At 62.7% G+C, this 12779-nt stretch carries 13 protein-coding genes, 1 tRNA gene and 1 pseudogene; 11 read left to right on the top strand and 4 right to left on the bottom strand.

Annotated features, from left to right (window positions below):
• Nucleotides 1–40: 40 nt before the first annotated feature.
• A tRNA-Leu gene (locus E7744_RS11380) sits at nucleotides 41–117 on the top strand.
• Between the two features lie 62 nt (nucleotides 118–179).
• Here E7744_RS11380 and E7744_RS11375 read toward each other — a convergent pair.
• A complete protein-coding gene (locus tag E7744_RS11375) occupies nucleotides 180–1304 on the bottom strand; it encodes a site-specific integrase (RefSeq protein WP_137774213.1) in 1125 nt (374 codons plus the stop codon).
• Complete coding sequence (locus tag E7744_RS15985) at nucleotides 1291–1797, bottom strand: hypothetical protein (protein ID WP_210417106.1); 507 nt, start codon at nucleotides 1795–1797, stop codon at nucleotides 1291–1293. Before E7744_RS15985 ends, E7744_RS11375 begins: the two co-directional genes overlap by 14 nt.
• Before the next feature lie 206 nt (nucleotides 1798–2003).
• Between E7744_RS15985 and E7744_RS11365 the strand changes: the two genes are divergently transcribed.
• The 5 genes from E7744_RS11365 to E7744_RS11345 all read left to right on the top strand — a co-directional run bounded on the left by E7744_RS11365 (nucleotide 2004) and on the right by E7744_RS11345 (nucleotide 4568).
• Nucleotides 2004–2207: an AlpA family transcriptional regulator gene (locus E7744_RS11365; RefSeq protein WP_137774212.1), complete on the top strand. Its 204-nt coding sequence runs from the start codon at nucleotides 2004–2006 to the stop codon at nucleotides 2205–2207.
• 139 nt (nucleotides 2208–2346) lie between these two features.
• Nucleotides 2347–2598, top strand: coding sequence for a hypothetical protein (locus tag E7744_RS11360; RefSeq protein WP_137774211.1), 252 nt, complete (start codon nucleotides 2347–2349; stop codon nucleotides 2596–2598).
• 91 nt (nucleotides 2599–2689) lie between these two features.
• Nucleotides 2690–3439: a hypothetical protein gene (locus E7744_RS11355; protein ID WP_137774210.1), complete on the top strand. Its 750-nt coding sequence runs from the start codon at nucleotides 2690–2692 to the stop codon at nucleotides 3437–3439.
• Entirely contained in the window at nucleotides 3436–3747 is a 312-nt protein-coding gene (locus tag E7744_RS11350) for a hypothetical protein (protein WP_137774209.1), read from the top strand. The genes E7744_RS11355 and E7744_RS11350 overlap by 4 nt, the downstream gene beginning before the upstream one ends.
• On the top strand, nucleotides 3744–4568 hold the full coding sequence (locus tag E7744_RS11345) for a sigma factor (protein ID WP_137774208.1): 825 nt from the start codon (nucleotides 3744–3746) through the stop codon (nucleotides 4566–4568). Before E7744_RS11350 ends, E7744_RS11345 begins: the two co-directional genes overlap by 4 nt.
• Nucleotides 4569–4890: 322 nt before the next feature.
• On the opposite strand, the gene E7744_RS11340 is transcribed toward E7744_RS11345, so the two are convergent.
• The gene (locus tag E7744_RS11340) at nucleotides 4891–5409 is read right to left on the bottom strand and encodes an SRPBCC family protein (protein ID WP_137774207.1); all 519 of its coding nucleotides are present in this window, start codon (nucleotides 5407–5409) and stop codon (nucleotides 4891–4893) included.
• 1145 nt (nucleotides 5410–6554) lie between these two features.
• Between E7744_RS11340 and E7744_RS11335 the strand changes: the two genes are divergently transcribed.
• The 5 genes from E7744_RS11335 (at nucleotide 6555) to E7744_RS15980 (ending at nucleotide 12074) form a co-directional block, all read left to right on the top strand.
• A complete protein-coding gene (locus E7744_RS11335; protein ID WP_137774206.1) occupies nucleotides 6555–7208 on the top strand; it encodes a TauD/TfdA family dioxygenase in 654 nt (217 codons plus the stop codon).
• A 29-nt stretch (nucleotides 7209–7237) separates the two neighbouring features.
• Nucleotides 7238–8122: a hypothetical protein gene (locus E7744_RS11330; RefSeq protein WP_137774205.1), complete on the top strand. Its 885-nt coding sequence runs from the start codon at nucleotides 7238–7240 to the stop codon at nucleotides 8120–8122.
• Between the two features lie 121 nt (nucleotides 8123–8243).
• Nucleotides 8244–9899 (top strand): Eco57I restriction-modification methylase domain-containing protein, encoded by a 1656-nt coding sequence (locus E7744_RS11325; RefSeq protein WP_137774204.1) that lies wholly within the window; start codon nucleotides 8244–8246, stop codon nucleotides 9897–9899.
• On the top strand, nucleotides 9889–10599 hold the full coding sequence (locus tag E7744_RS11320) for a PaeR7I family type II restriction endonuclease (protein ID WP_137774203.1): 711 nt from the start codon (nucleotides 9889–9891) through the stop codon (nucleotides 10597–10599). The genes E7744_RS11325 and E7744_RS11320 overlap by 11 nt, the downstream gene beginning before the upstream one ends.
• A gap of 425 nt (nucleotides 10600–11024) precedes the next feature.
• On the top strand, nucleotides 11025–12074 hold the full coding sequence (locus E7744_RS15980) for a hypothetical protein (RefSeq protein ID WP_210417105.1): 1050 nt from the start codon (nucleotides 11025–11027) through the stop codon (nucleotides 12072–12074).
• 195 nt (nucleotides 12075–12269) lie between these two features.
• On the opposite strand, the pseudogene E7744_RS11310 reads toward E7744_RS15980, so the two are convergent.
• Nucleotides 12270–12769: pseudogene (locus E7744_RS11310) on the bottom strand (transposase); the annotation flags it as partial.
• Between the last annotated feature and the right edge of the window lie 10 nt (nucleotides 12770–12779).

Raw genomic sequence — 12779 nt, 5'->3', positions numbered from 1 at the left:
CGAGCGTCCGCCCCGGCGGACCGAGGGCGGCGCCGTGCCCGCCCCCGTGGCCCAATTGGCAGAGGCATGCGACTTAAAATCGCCGTGTTGTGGGTTCGAGTCCCACCGGGGGCACCATGTGAGAAGGCCGCAAATCCCGCGTAATTACAGGGAAGTTGCGGCCTTCGTGGGTTCTCGGATCAGGCGTTTGCCCACGTTTTGCCCACAATCTGCTTCGAGACCACCTCATCCAGCCGGTCAGCGACGGCGTTCAGGTCGTCATCGAAGAGGTCGGCGTAGATGTCCAAAGTCATGGCTGCAGAGCTGTGGCCGAGCATGCGCTGCACGGCCTTGACGTTCGCCCCGGCCGACACAGCGAACGATGCTGCCGTGTGCCGCAGGTCGTGCGGGGTGACCCGTGGTGCCCCGGCATCCTGGAGTGCGGCTGCGAACCACGAGTCCCGGGCTCGAGTGTCCGCGTCCGCCCCGCCGCGGACTCGAGGCTGCCGCAGGAATTGGCCGTGGTGCCCCGGGAACACCAGATCGTCAGGCCCCTTGCTCTCGCACAGCTTCGCCAGATGCTCCGCCAGGAATCGAGGGAACGGCACTGACCGATGCTTGTGGCCCTTCGGCGTGCCGACCTCGAACACCCCGCCGACCTCGACGGCGTTCCGCTCGACCAGGATCCGGCGACGCAGCATGTCCAGGTGCTTCACCTGGAGGCCCACAGCCTCGCCCCACCGCAGACCGCAGTAGGCCAGTGTCAGGACCAGGACGGGGTGCTTGGAGGCCTCCGCGATGTCGTGCACTTGACGGTGGGACAAGTACACGTGCGGTTTCTTCCCCTTGCGGGGTAGCTTCACCCCGCGCGCGGGGTTGGACAGTAGCCGGCGATCGTCCACTGCGTCATCCAGGATGGCGGCTAGTACGCCGTACGCCCGGATCACCGTCGTTGCCCCGCGGTCACGGCCCAGATCTGCGACCCACTGCTGGACCGCCGTCTTCCGCACATCCGCAACGGCCACCCGGCTCCAGCGCGGTTCGACGTGGACTCGCCATGAGCTCTCCACAGGTCGCAGCGCCGAAGGCTTTAAGTGCGACTGCCGGCCGAGCCACGCCGGACCCAATTCGCCTACCGTGGTCCTCGACGCGGCCGCGTCGATGAACTCGCCCCGCAGCTTGGACACCTCAACCGTGGCCGCGAAAGCCTCTGCATCCCGCTTCGTTCTGAACCCACGTTTATCTGTACTGCGATGCTCTGGTGTCCGATACCGCACCCGGTAGCGGCGCCCCGCCTTCGTTTCGTATGCCTCAATCGTCGCCACGGTTCTCGGCTTCCTGAGGCGGTTCCTCCCGTTGCATCTCCTCAATGGTCTCCGTCACTTCTCGCAGAGAGCGGAGAACCATGTCTATACGCCGTACCTCACCCCTCCTGGAGGAAGTTGGCGCCACACTTTCCACCCGTTGGAGGGGCGGCCGAACGCGGTTCCGGAAGGATGCATCGTCAAGATGTCCGCGTAGTTCATTTTCCATCACGCTGTCTGTGGCATCGGTGGAGTCTCGAAGGGCTTTGACGCCGTCGGACCATCTCCAGAGTTCCTTGAATCCGATCGAGCCAACCCCGGTTGCCTCAACGGGCACGCCTCTGTCCTCGCTAGGCAGGAGGAGCGCCACAGGATTGACATCTAGCGCCACGGCGAGAGCCATAAGGTCGTCGACGTCCACTCGACGTTCGCCGTCTTCGATTCGGCGCAACCCAAGCGGCGGAATCGGCCTCCCAATCTCAGCGAGCTTTTCGGAAAGCTGTTTGTACTGCATCCCCCCTCGCAGGCGGGCAACGTTCAAACGCACCGTGTGACCGGTAGGCCCGAGCGGATTCCTTTTGTGGGAGGCGGCATCTTCCATGAGCCCATTTTGGCACATCAAGATGATTCACCACATGCCCTCTTGCAATCTCCCAGACGTCGACCTAAGCTTCAATCATCATAGATGAACAATCATCATGATCGATCAGGAGGTTGCTCATGGAAGACGAGAAGCTCTACAAGCCGGGCCCCACAGCGGAGTATTTGGGGAGCACGGTGAACACCTTGGCTTACTGGCGATACGTGGGGCAGGGTCCAGCCTTCATCAAGATCGGCCGCAATGTGAGCTACCGGGGGAGTGACGTGAAGGCGTGGCTCAGGGCTCAAACCCGAACCAGGACGGGGGAGAGCGCCAGTGCCTGAGGGCAGCGAAGCGCCCCGCAGGAGGCGCCACGATAAGCGCAGCCAACGGGGGAGCACCTACGTGAAAGGGCGTTCGCATCTGTCTGGGGAGACCCGCGAACGCCCTTCGGAACCAGTCACCATTCAGGAGTCAGGATCCATGACCAATTCTAGCGCGAGCAATCTTCCGTGTATCGACCCGCCGGCGGGCTTCACCGTGGACCCACGGGGCCGGATCGCTTACGGCCCCCGATCTGGGGACGTGTACTCGATCTGGACGCCGGACCGTGACGTGGAGGTGGTGGTCTCCGAGGAGGCGGCCGGTGGCCACAGCCTTACCGCTGCCCGGGACCTACGCGACGACCTCGACATCGTCATTGTCGCCCTGGGCGTCTTGGGGGTGCTCACATGAGCGCCCTGCACCCTCAGCGGTTGATCGACGCACCCGCGTTGTTGTCTCCCAGACCTCGGTAAGTCCACCGATGGGAGCTTCCAACGCCTTGATGGTCTCCGCCAACTGGAAGCACTTGGGACACCGCGAGCACCGCCTGCTGACCTTCATGGCATTGGTGTCCTTGGACACCGACCGTCCGCCGATTTACTTCGGCGGTTGGCAGGCCGGGGCCGAGCACCTCGGATTGGATCCGGTGGTGAACCCGGACAGCGCGGCAGAGTCCTTCCGGCAGGCCATTTCCAAGCTCAAACGTGCCGGGGCGGTCGTCCCGAACGGCGTCGCGCGGCAGGGCAACCGAGCGGAATACGCCCTTGCCCTCAACCCGGCGTTGACGGCCGTCCCCACGATCACTCGGAACGGCACCGGCCGGCCCGTAACCACCTGGTCGGTCGTCCACCGGCAGGATCCGCGTCTTCACGCCAGCCCCAACGAAGCATTGCCCCTCAGCCCCAACGATCCATTGGGGCACCAGCCCCAACGATCCATTGGGGTGAGCCCCAACGGTTCATTGCCCCCTAGGAGGACTGAGGAACCACTACAGGAATACAGGCAGGAGGAAGGGGTTGAGTCCCAGCCACCCTCACCAGCGCCTGTGGAAAATTCCGGCGCACGGACGGCAGAGGGGATCGACGCGGAGGTTTATGCGGCCGCCAGCGCGTACCTCCAAGCCCGGCCGATGCAACACCTGACCTTGATGGAACTTGCGGCGGCCGAGCTCGGCCCGGACTGCTCGGTGCGCCGCCAGGTCATCACCGCCGCCCAACTCGCCGGCTGGCGGCCCCGGGAGGCTGCGGCATGAGTTCCCATCAGCCCCGCGCCATCCAGCCCCCGCTGCTGGCCCTCGTCGAGCCCCTGCCGAACCAGTCTCTGGAGCACCGCATCCGCGACCTGCTGCACACCCTCAATGCCGCGGGCATCACCGCCACTCACGACCAGGCACAAGCGCTCGTCGAGCACGGCATGACCGGTTTGGGCTGCTGGACTCCCAGCCGAGCCCTCCGGGATCTCGACCAGGCAGCCAGCCAACACTTCAGCATCGCCCGACGCGCCCAGCCCGCAGCCGCGCAGACCACCGCCCGGGACATCCGGAAGGAGACCACCCGATGACCACAACCGAAGTAGACCTCGACGACCTCCGACCCCTCGTCGCGGCCATGGTCCGCCAGTACGGCGGCCCCGCCCACGACATCGATGACCTGCTGCAGGACACGTGGCTTTCCCTGCAGCGAGTGACGTTCGACCCGGCCCGGGGGGACTGGCCCACGCTGTGCCGAGTCGTGGCCCGGCGCCGCGTCCATGACTACTACCGGCGGACGGCCAGCCACGGCGCCCAGTGCAACGGTGGCAAGGCAGAGAGCCTGGAGGCCCTCACCGCGGTTCGAGGGGACTCGGCCGTGGGCGGCCACGTGGACGACGACACGCGGCGCGTAGAGGCCGCCGACGAGCTCCGGCAGGTGTTCGGGGTGCTGCACCTCGTCCAGGACACACTCGGCATAAACAGAGACCGTGTGGAGCACTTCCTGCGCCTGCACCTGATCTACGACGGGGACACCACCGCGGCCAGCACGGCTCTCGGCGTTTCGGCCCATGTCCTCCGGGCGTCCTCCCGGGACGTCATCGCCTTCGCGCAGGTCATCCGCGCTGCCCTGGAGGCCCCCGAGGATGGCTCGTCGATCGTGGCGACGGTGGCCAGCGTGCCCGGCACCATTGGCCGCCACGCGCCCGCTTACCTCGGTGCGGCACGGGAGGCCGGGGGCGTCACCGCCGTGGACGCGCACGCCCTCGCCACCGTGACCGGTACGCGGTTCAACACGGTCCGCCAGTACTGGGCACGGGTTCGGGACCTCGCTCGGGTCGCGGCGTGGACCTTCGACCACCAAGGACGGCCCGCCACCGACCGACACCAGCTCTTCCCCGGAGGGCTGTGATGCTCAGCCGCCTCCGACGGTCCCTCCGAGTCTCCGCCCGACGGGCTCGCAAGGCCCGTCAGGCGTGGGTCCGGAACAGTCTGGACGCTGCCCTGCCCATGGCGGTCGCGAACTGGGTGCCGGCCTGGGCCGGAACGATGCGCGGTCGTGCCGTCCTCGGCGCCCTTGCAGTGGCTGTGCTGCTCGGCTGGGCGGCCCTCATTCGCTTGGTCCTGCTATGAGCTCATCTGTCAACTGGTCAAGAGTCGTCGGCACGATCCCGTGAGAGGGAAGCCAATGTGGCCCCGGCGCCTGAGCATAAGCGGACTGCCCGCCTGTAGGCCTAGAGGTTATTCCAAGTCCGCATACCCCCGGCCCCCGGCTCTGCAGGACCCTCCATGAAAGCCTTCACGCGCTTCAGGTACACGTTTATTCCGCGGGCGCACTGCTTCATATCCGGACGCCTTATCCACCCCATGTTTGGCGGGGGGACGAACTTGACCCGCTTCTCCAGACGAGTGCCTGTGGCGGTGTCCGTCAGGAAATAGCCGCCTAAAGCCGACACTGTTCCGCCGAAGCTACGAGTGATGGCGTACTCACCTGGGACTTCGTCAATCACTTCCACGGCGCTGACATGTTCTTCGCCGTCGCTGTTATAGATGAAGACTTGGATCTCCCCCGTGCCCGTTGGAGTTCCCTCGGCGCGGAAGGCTCTCGTAACCTCAGGGTCGAGCAAGTGTGCATTTTCGGCAGGCTTGATGAGGTCCCACACGGCTTGTCTCGGTGCGCCGATATCAATGTCCGCCGCCACCTCCAAGGTCTCGTCATCTATGCCGAACCCAGATGTCTTCCAGAAGCCCATGCCGGCAGTATGGCACCTCCAAAGGCCCTCCTACTTGGAAAGACTCCATCCCACGCCCGCGAGTCTCTGGCCATGCAGGCCAACACCTGACGCCCGCCAGCCGAACCGACTTTTAGCAGGCACAACCAACACCAAGATCAGTCAGCACACCTCTGGCACCAAGGTGCACTCCCGGACATTGTGTCCGCGACGCTGTAACAGGTGCGCGTTACGGAAGGAACCCATGGCCAAGGCCCGACGCTCCTCACCCCGCCGCTCCCTAGCTTTACGGTGCGGGTGGTGTGACGAGCCCTTGCCGGACCCATCCGCCGGCCGACGGTACTGCTCAAATGCACACCGCCAAGCCGCCTACCGAGCCCGGCGCCGACCGGTCGTTGACGGTTCCGAAGTGGACCAGCTGCGGGCAGAGGTGCAGTCCCTGCAAGACGACCGGCGCCTCCTCGAGGTTCAACTGCAGGGTGCCGAGGAAAGGGCTGCAGAGGCGGCCAAGGAAGCGGAGCAGTACGCCACCATGTGGGAGAGAACTATGCGGTCCAATGGCGCGCTAGTGGCTTCCATATCGGCCGCGGACCAAGAAATTGAGAAGCTACGAAGGGAGTTGAGTGAGCCAGGCGTAGGGCCCGCATACCGGCGCGGGTACGAACAGGGGCACAGGGACGCTACGAAGCAGATGTCTCGACGAGAGGACGTCGACCGCCAGCTCGCCTGGACAAAACTGGTCGGGTACGCGGAAGGATACGAAGACGGGACCACTGGGCGCCCGAAATTGACCATCCAGGACATGCTCCCGAGACGATAGAGCCGCTGTCGGGGGCGTTTCGCTTGCCATGAGGACAACAGAACATTGCTCATGTACGGAGCTAGGGAGGACAAGGACCAACCACTCGATGCAGGCCGATGTAGTACCGGAGGCCACAGAAGGGGGGAGTACATCCCAATCGGCTGGTCGGACGAGTTGGTGCCGTGGAACGAAGAATCGGCCGGGATAGGTGCTTCGGGGCACCGAGGCCCGAGCAGCCACCATCGGTGACCATCCTGCTCGTAGTTGGCATCATGTCGAATAGGCACGGCTGGTCTAGCGTCCGTCGATATTCCGGACGCTAGTTCGCGCGCCTCGTAAGGCCGTCGATAGCTAAGGTTTGGCTATGGAGCTCGACAAGATGTGGAACGAGGCAAGAAGATCGGGCTGGGCTATGGGGCAGCTACCGTATGCCCGTCGGATGGACCTGATTCCCTACTATGCCGGACAACTGGGCTGGGAAGCCGTTGGTACGCGCGCCGGAGAAGGGCCGGTGTCAGTATTGCGTCCTAGGGATCAGGCCGAGGCGCGTGCAGAGACGATGAGTGCCGTGTATGGCCTCGATGCACAGCCGCTGCATGTCGATGGTTCCCATATGATTCGACCGCCGGAGGTCATCATCCTCGTTTCAGAGGAGCCCAACGGGACCCCCACCCGCATCTGGAAACCGGAACCGCAAGGATTGGACTGGGACGCAGCTCGCCACGGGGTCTTCACTGTGGGGGCCGGTAAATCGGCCTTCCTGGCACCGGCTCTGGAACCGGACGGCTGGCGGTATGACCCTGTGATCATGAAGCCTGCGGACGAAAGAGCACGACAAGTCGCTGACCATCTCAACTCCGAGCCAAATCTCAAGGCCACAGAGGTGCCTTGGGATGAAGAGAATAGCGTCCTTGTTGTGGCCAATCGTTTAGTCATGCATGGTAGGGCTGCGGTCTCGGAGAGTGACCGAGGAAGGAAGCTCGTCCGCATGGCATTCAACATCAGGAGCGCCAAATGAGAACGGCTTACGATCCGGAAGGCCTGTGGTTGAAGGCCAAGCTCTTCATCAATCGCTCGATGGACAACGACCCAAGATCTTTCGATGAACGCGCCATGTGGGCCACTCTGGCCCTGGAGCTCCTAGCCAAGGCAGCATTGTCGAACCAATCGCCAGTCCTAATCGCTGATCCCAATGATGATGCGAGTCTCTTAGGGGCTTCCGGACTTGTGAGCGCCGAGAGTAGCTTCAAATCAGTTCGCGCTACGACTGTCTACCGACGCTGTAAGCGAGCTTTTCGCCCATTCGATGAAAAGAAGGCAGAAAAGTTCGCTGTGGCGCGAAATGAGTATCTGCACGGCGGGGGCGTAGCCTTCAGTGCGATTCCCGAGGATATCTGGTGGGCAGATTTCTGGAGCCTCGCCGCGCCTCTTGTCGATGCTCTAGACAAAGAAGTCGAGGATATCGTCGGAGTCCAGCGTGCAGAGATGGTCCGGCGCCACCTTCAGAACAACAGGACATATCTAGCCGAGCGCGTCGAGTCGCTGTTGAGCCGCGCCAAGGCGAGATATGAAGACCGTCGGTCGGGAAGGATCTCGACTGCTCGAAGTAAACAATGGAAGTCAGCGCACGAGATAAGTGCCGGCTTGCGATATTCCACCGACGAGATCTGCCCCGCATGCGCTGAATGGGGCCTCCTTGAAGCCGAGGAGGTCGAGAACATGAGAATTGAACACTGGGGAGACCCCATGGAGGGGTTTGGTTATCGCGGTGTCGCCGATGCAATGGCAGATTACTTCGCCTGCGAGCACTGTCAGCTGGTGCTCAACGACTACGAACTTCTTGAAGCGGCGGGAATTGACCCGACTTTCGAGGTCGAAGGTGAAGAGTTCGTCGAGCACCTGATGACAGAATCTGAGTACGGAAACGAATAATTTAGGGGTAATCCGCCGTTGCTAGCCCCCCGATGAGCACTGCAGCGAGTTATAAGCAAGGAAAGTGTCCTGGGAGTCGGAGTGGCGTTACCGGGTCCTGGGACGCCCGTAGACTCGAACGGTGCAAGGTGACTGGACAACATACGCCGAAGTATTCACGCGTCGATGGGTCGTTGAAACGATCCTAGACCTGATCGGCTACAACCCTGATGACGATCTCGGCGGCAAGGTCATCGTTGAACCCTCCGTGGGCTCTGGTGCCTTTCTGGTTTCGATCGTCAAGCGTCTATTGACGAGCGCAGAGAAACACGGGCGGCCTGTTGAGTCGCTCTCGGGGGCGCTTAAGGGATATGACCTTCAGGAGGAGAGTGTCGAGCGCTCCCGCGAGGCCATCCGGCCATTGTTGACGAACGTCGGCATAACGGGTGCTTCCGCTGAAGCTCTCTTGGCGGAGTGGGTGCAGGTCGCCGACTTCTTGCTGACGGAGGACATCCCTGCCGCTGACTTCGTCGTGGGTAACCCACCCTATATTCGGCTGGAGGATATTCCCCCCGAGGTGAGCGCCGCCTACAGGCTCCGCTGGCCGACGATGCAGGGTCGCGCCGACATTTATGTCGGGTTCTACGAGAGGGCACTCAGCCTCCTGAATGAAGGTGGACGCCTCGGCTACATTTGTGCGGACCGTTGGATGCGGAATCAGTACGGCGCCAGGCTCCGAGCCCTCGTGGCAAAAGACTTCGCAGTCGAATCGGTCTGGATCATGCACGATGTGGATGCTTTCGAGTCGCAGGTCAGTGCCTATCCCGCGATTACCGTCATTCGACGAGGAAGCCAGAGTGAAGTCGTCGTCGCTGATACGACGTTTTCATTCGGAGCAGGGTCTGCAGCTGAACTCGCGGCATGGACGTTGACCGGAGATGGGCTGACCTTGAACGGCCGAGGTTTTGAAGCGTATCGGCTGGAAGGTTGGTTCCCAGGGGATGAGATGTGGGCCGCGGGCAGTCCGGCCCTCATTGCGCTCATGGAGCATTTGAACGAGCATTTCTACCCGCTTCAGGACGCTAGTACAGGGACAAAGGTGTCTATCGGGGTCGCCTCCGGTGCCGACAAGGTTTATGTCGTCAAGTCGGCCGACGTGGAGGAGGACCGACTCCTCCCTCTGGCGATGGTCGGCGATCTTCGGCAGACCGGTGATTTCGAGTGGGGCGGAAACTATCTCGTGAATCCGTGGACCGAGGAGGGGCAGCTTGTAGACCTCGAGAGGTACCCCCGACTCCGGGCTTACTACGAGGCGGCTCCAAAGCTCCATGAACGCCACGTTGCCAAGAAGAACCGGAGCAACTGGTACCGCACCATCGACAAAGTCCACCATTCGTTGACAGCGAAGCCGAAGCTTCTCATTCAAGACATGCGAGCTAGCATCAATCCGGTCCTAGAGCCCGGCGGCCACTACCCCCATCACAACCTCTACTACATCACTTCGGAATCTTGGGACATGGAGGTGCTCGGGGGGATTCTCCTGAGCCGTGTTGGTCAGGCGTTCATTCAGGCATATGCCGTGAGGATGCGTGGCGGCACACTGCGGTTCCAGGCGCAATATCTGAAGAAGATTCGGGTACCGCGCCCTAGCGATCTAGACGCGGATGTGTCGGACCGCCTTCGCGCCGCATTCCGAAGCCGGGACGAAGAAGCGGCAACGGACGCCGCTGCGGAGGCTTACGGCATAGACCTATCCATGTACGGACTGGCGAAGAAGGAGATGCTCTGTGCTGGGTAGTAACGAAGAAGTACAGGCGGTCGTCAATGCGTTCTGGGGCAAGCGGGACGAACTCGTCCGCAAGCACCTGGAATCGGGCGTGCAGGGTGGCCAAGCTCGGTCGGGACAGCACATGAAGGCAATCCAGGATTACGTCCGCCTGCTTTTTGTCCAAGCAGGGTTGCCCGAAAGCAGCGTCTTGGCGGGTAGCCCGAGTTTGCCGGGCTACTTCCGGCGATCAAAGTCTTGGGACGTCGTCGTCACTTATAAGGGCGTACTCGTAGGCGCAGTAGAACTTAAGTCCCAAGTGGGGAGCGTGGGCAACAACGCCAACAACCGGATTGAGGAGGCGCTCGGTAACGCAGTCGACGTGGGGGCAGTGCAGAAGAAGAACGGCACGTTCGGAGAAGTCCCGCCGTGGCTAGCCTTCATCATGGTTCTCGAAGAGACGCCGAAGACAGAGAGCGCCATCAAACCCATCACAACGGTATTTCCGCAGGACCCGGTATTCTCCGGAATCTCATACTCTCAGCAGTATCAACTGGCGCTGTCACGATTTGTTGGGGAGAAGCTGTACGACGCTGGATGGTTTCTCACGACTAAGCGTGAGGGCGACAACGCCTTCTCTTATGACGAGCCACTCGCGACGGCCACCGCTAGTACCCTCGCCGGCTTGATCCAAGCGCGTGTCGACTTTGTGAAGCGAGTTTTGGACGACTAAGAGGACTAAGAAGGACTCGGCTGTCCCGAGAGGCCTTGCTCTTGATTCTGTCCGGAGCGGGACCTCTCGTCGTGGCGCCCTAATCAGCTGAATGATGCCGGAGGAGCCGGACCGCCCTCATGCGGCCGTTGACGTGCAAGGATGCTATCCGCTATACTGTTCTCCGGCAGTCTGGACTGCCTCTCTCCGAGTCTGAGTCCCCACGCGACGAAGATGATGAGGACAACGGTGGCCGATCCAGAGAAGCTACACCTGTTGGATTGAGATCTCTCTCGTGTTTACAGGGCTGGCAGGCGTGGGGTGCACGGCCCGGAACAGAGATTGAGATGACCTCCGACAACCACACCCACAGTCGTGAACTCCAAAAGGACGCGCGCGCGTGGGCAAAATTCACGGGCACGACATATAACGCTGCACTGCGACAGATGAGCTCCCCGCTGGCTCAGGGACTCCTTGGCGAACGGGTCAGCGCACGGCAGCTGATCGCCGTCCTGGACGATCACGACCTCATCGGCTTACGAGATGGCACACCGGTCCTCGGTGAGGGCGGTTACCTTGCGGAATCGCCGTGGAGCTTCAACGGCAAGACCGATTTCATCGAGCTCGCCCTCATCACGGACGTGCTCCGGATGCTTATGCCCGCTTCGGACGCCACTGCGCCAGAGGTGAGCAGCTACTCGTTGAAGCACACGGCGGAGTGGTTTCTCCGCCCACACTGCTCCTACGTTTCCAACGGCCGCCTGATTTGGGCCGCAGCGGCGCTGGGGCTTCGGCTCGCCGCTCCGGATGAAGCAGGCTCGAACCTCCTAGTCGGCGTGTCGGAGCGCGGGCACGACTACGTTCGTCGAATGGTCAGTCCAGGAGGATCCCGCCCCCAAGCCGACCACTACCGTCCGGCCGGATTCACACATCTACAGACCGCGCTTGCGAAGGCGACCGCGGGGGAGTCCGCTACAGCCCGCTGGGTCCAGCCGACTCCTGTGGACCAGACGGCTCCCTTCCATGACTGGCTGATCCGCCAGGTGGACCGCGATGACATCATCAGCGATCTCGCGAGCGACTACGCTGCGGGCATCCGACTCAGCCACCACCGCATCGCCCATACTCCTGACGAGCTATTGGCGATCTTCCATGAGATCTCACACTCACCTGAAGCCTATGACTCCGTGGTCAGCGCGATCGCAGAGTGGATGAGGACGGTGCCATCCGCAGCACCCGTGCGCACTGAGCGAACCGGCGGAGACGCCCACGGCCACGAGGGATGGGGAGCCGGCGCCGGAACCATAGAGCGAGTCGAATACCGGTGTCCCTGCGGCGACGGGGAGATCATCGAAGAGCACGACAACGTGCCAGGCTTTCGGGAGCACGACGTGCGCCTTGACTGCGATAGATGCCGCGTCGAGTGGCGCTTCGTTGACGGGAGAGATGTGCGGAACTGGGGTCTTGAGCCTGTGGTAGGAAGGGTCACCGTCTGACAACTCGAGCGGTACGCCGCACCGGGTCAAAATCAACGGGCTCGGTGCGGCGCCCGTGGGAATGACAACGACGTTCCTTGCCGTCGTCGCAGAATCAAGTCGATCTCAGGCTATTGGACAAGATATGTCTCGGCGCTCCATGCGATAAGGCGACTGTCCTCCCACCGTTGGTGTTGTTCGATGATGAGGCAGACCCGCGTCGGTGCGGCGGCGGATCTCGCGTTTGGACATTCCGGCCGGGTTGTTCGACCAGTTCCGGGTCCAGACGTCCTTCGGGAACGTGGTGAAGGCGAGGATGTCCGCCGGACCCCAACTAGATTCTCGGCCACCACCGGCTACATCGTCTTCGGGGTGGAGGCCATCAGGTTGGCCGCGTAGTGAGTTCGGCACCGCTGCCACACCGCTCCGGGCGGGTTTGCGGTGATCGCGTCCTTTAGCTCGGGGTGGGCATCGGAGGTGACTAGCCGGACCCCGGCCGGCCCGCGGGCAACCAGGTCGGCGAAGAACTCGTTGCAGGCCGCCCCGATCTCGGACGTGGCGACCCGCAGGCCCAATACTTCGCGGTGGCCGTCGCCGTTAACCCCGGTGGCCAGCGGCACCACCGCGCTGATCACCCGGCCACCCTCGCGGACCTTCATGCTCAGCGCGTCGGCAGCCACGAACGTGGACGGCCCAGCCTCGCCAAGCGGCCGGTGGATTGCGATC

Source organism: Citricoccus sp. SGAir0253 (genome assembly GCF_005877055.1).
GTDB lineage: Bacteria > Actinomycetota > Actinomycetes > Actinomycetales > Micrococcaceae > Citricoccus.
Note: the sequence above shows the minus strand (reverse complement) of the source record. Positions and strands in the feature narration are given on the sequence as shown.

Excerpts from the sequence above, each read along its gene's own strand:
- E7744_RS15985 (WP_210417106.1), bottom strand. The coding sequence starts at position 1,797 with ATGCAGTACAAACAGCTTTCCGAAAAGCTCGCTGAGATTGGGAGGCCG.
- E7744_RS11365 (WP_137774212.1), top strand. The coding sequence starts at position 2,004 with ATGGAAGACGAGAAGCTCTACAAGCCGGGCCCCACAGCGGAGTATTTG.
- E7744_RS11360 (WP_137774211.1), top strand. The coding sequence starts at position 2,347 with ATGACCAATTCTAGCGCGAGCAATCTTCCGTGTATCGACCCGCCGGCG.
- E7744_RS11355 (WP_137774210.1), top strand. The coding sequence starts at position 2,690 with ATGGTCTCCGCCAACTGGAAGCACTTGGGACACCGCGAGCACCGCCTG.
- E7744_RS11350 (WP_137774209.1), top strand. The coding sequence starts at position 3,436 with ATGAGTTCCCATCAGCCCCGCGCCATCCAGCCCCCGCTGCTGGCCCTC.
- E7744_RS11345 (WP_137774208.1), top strand. The coding sequence starts at position 3,744 with ATGACCACAACCGAAGTAGACCTCGACGACCTCCGACCCCTCGTCGCG.
- E7744_RS11340 (WP_137774207.1), bottom strand. The coding sequence starts at position 5,409 with ATGGGCTTCTGGAAGACATCTGGGTTCGGCATAGATGACGAGACCTTG.
- E7744_RS11335 (WP_137774206.1), top strand. The coding sequence starts at position 6,555 with ATGGAGCTCGACAAGATGTGGAACGAGGCAAGAAGATCGGGCTGGGCT.
- E7744_RS15980 (WP_210417105.1), top strand. The coding sequence starts at position 11,025 with ATGAGCTCCCCGCTGGCTCAGGGACTCCTTGGCGAACGGGTCAGCGCA.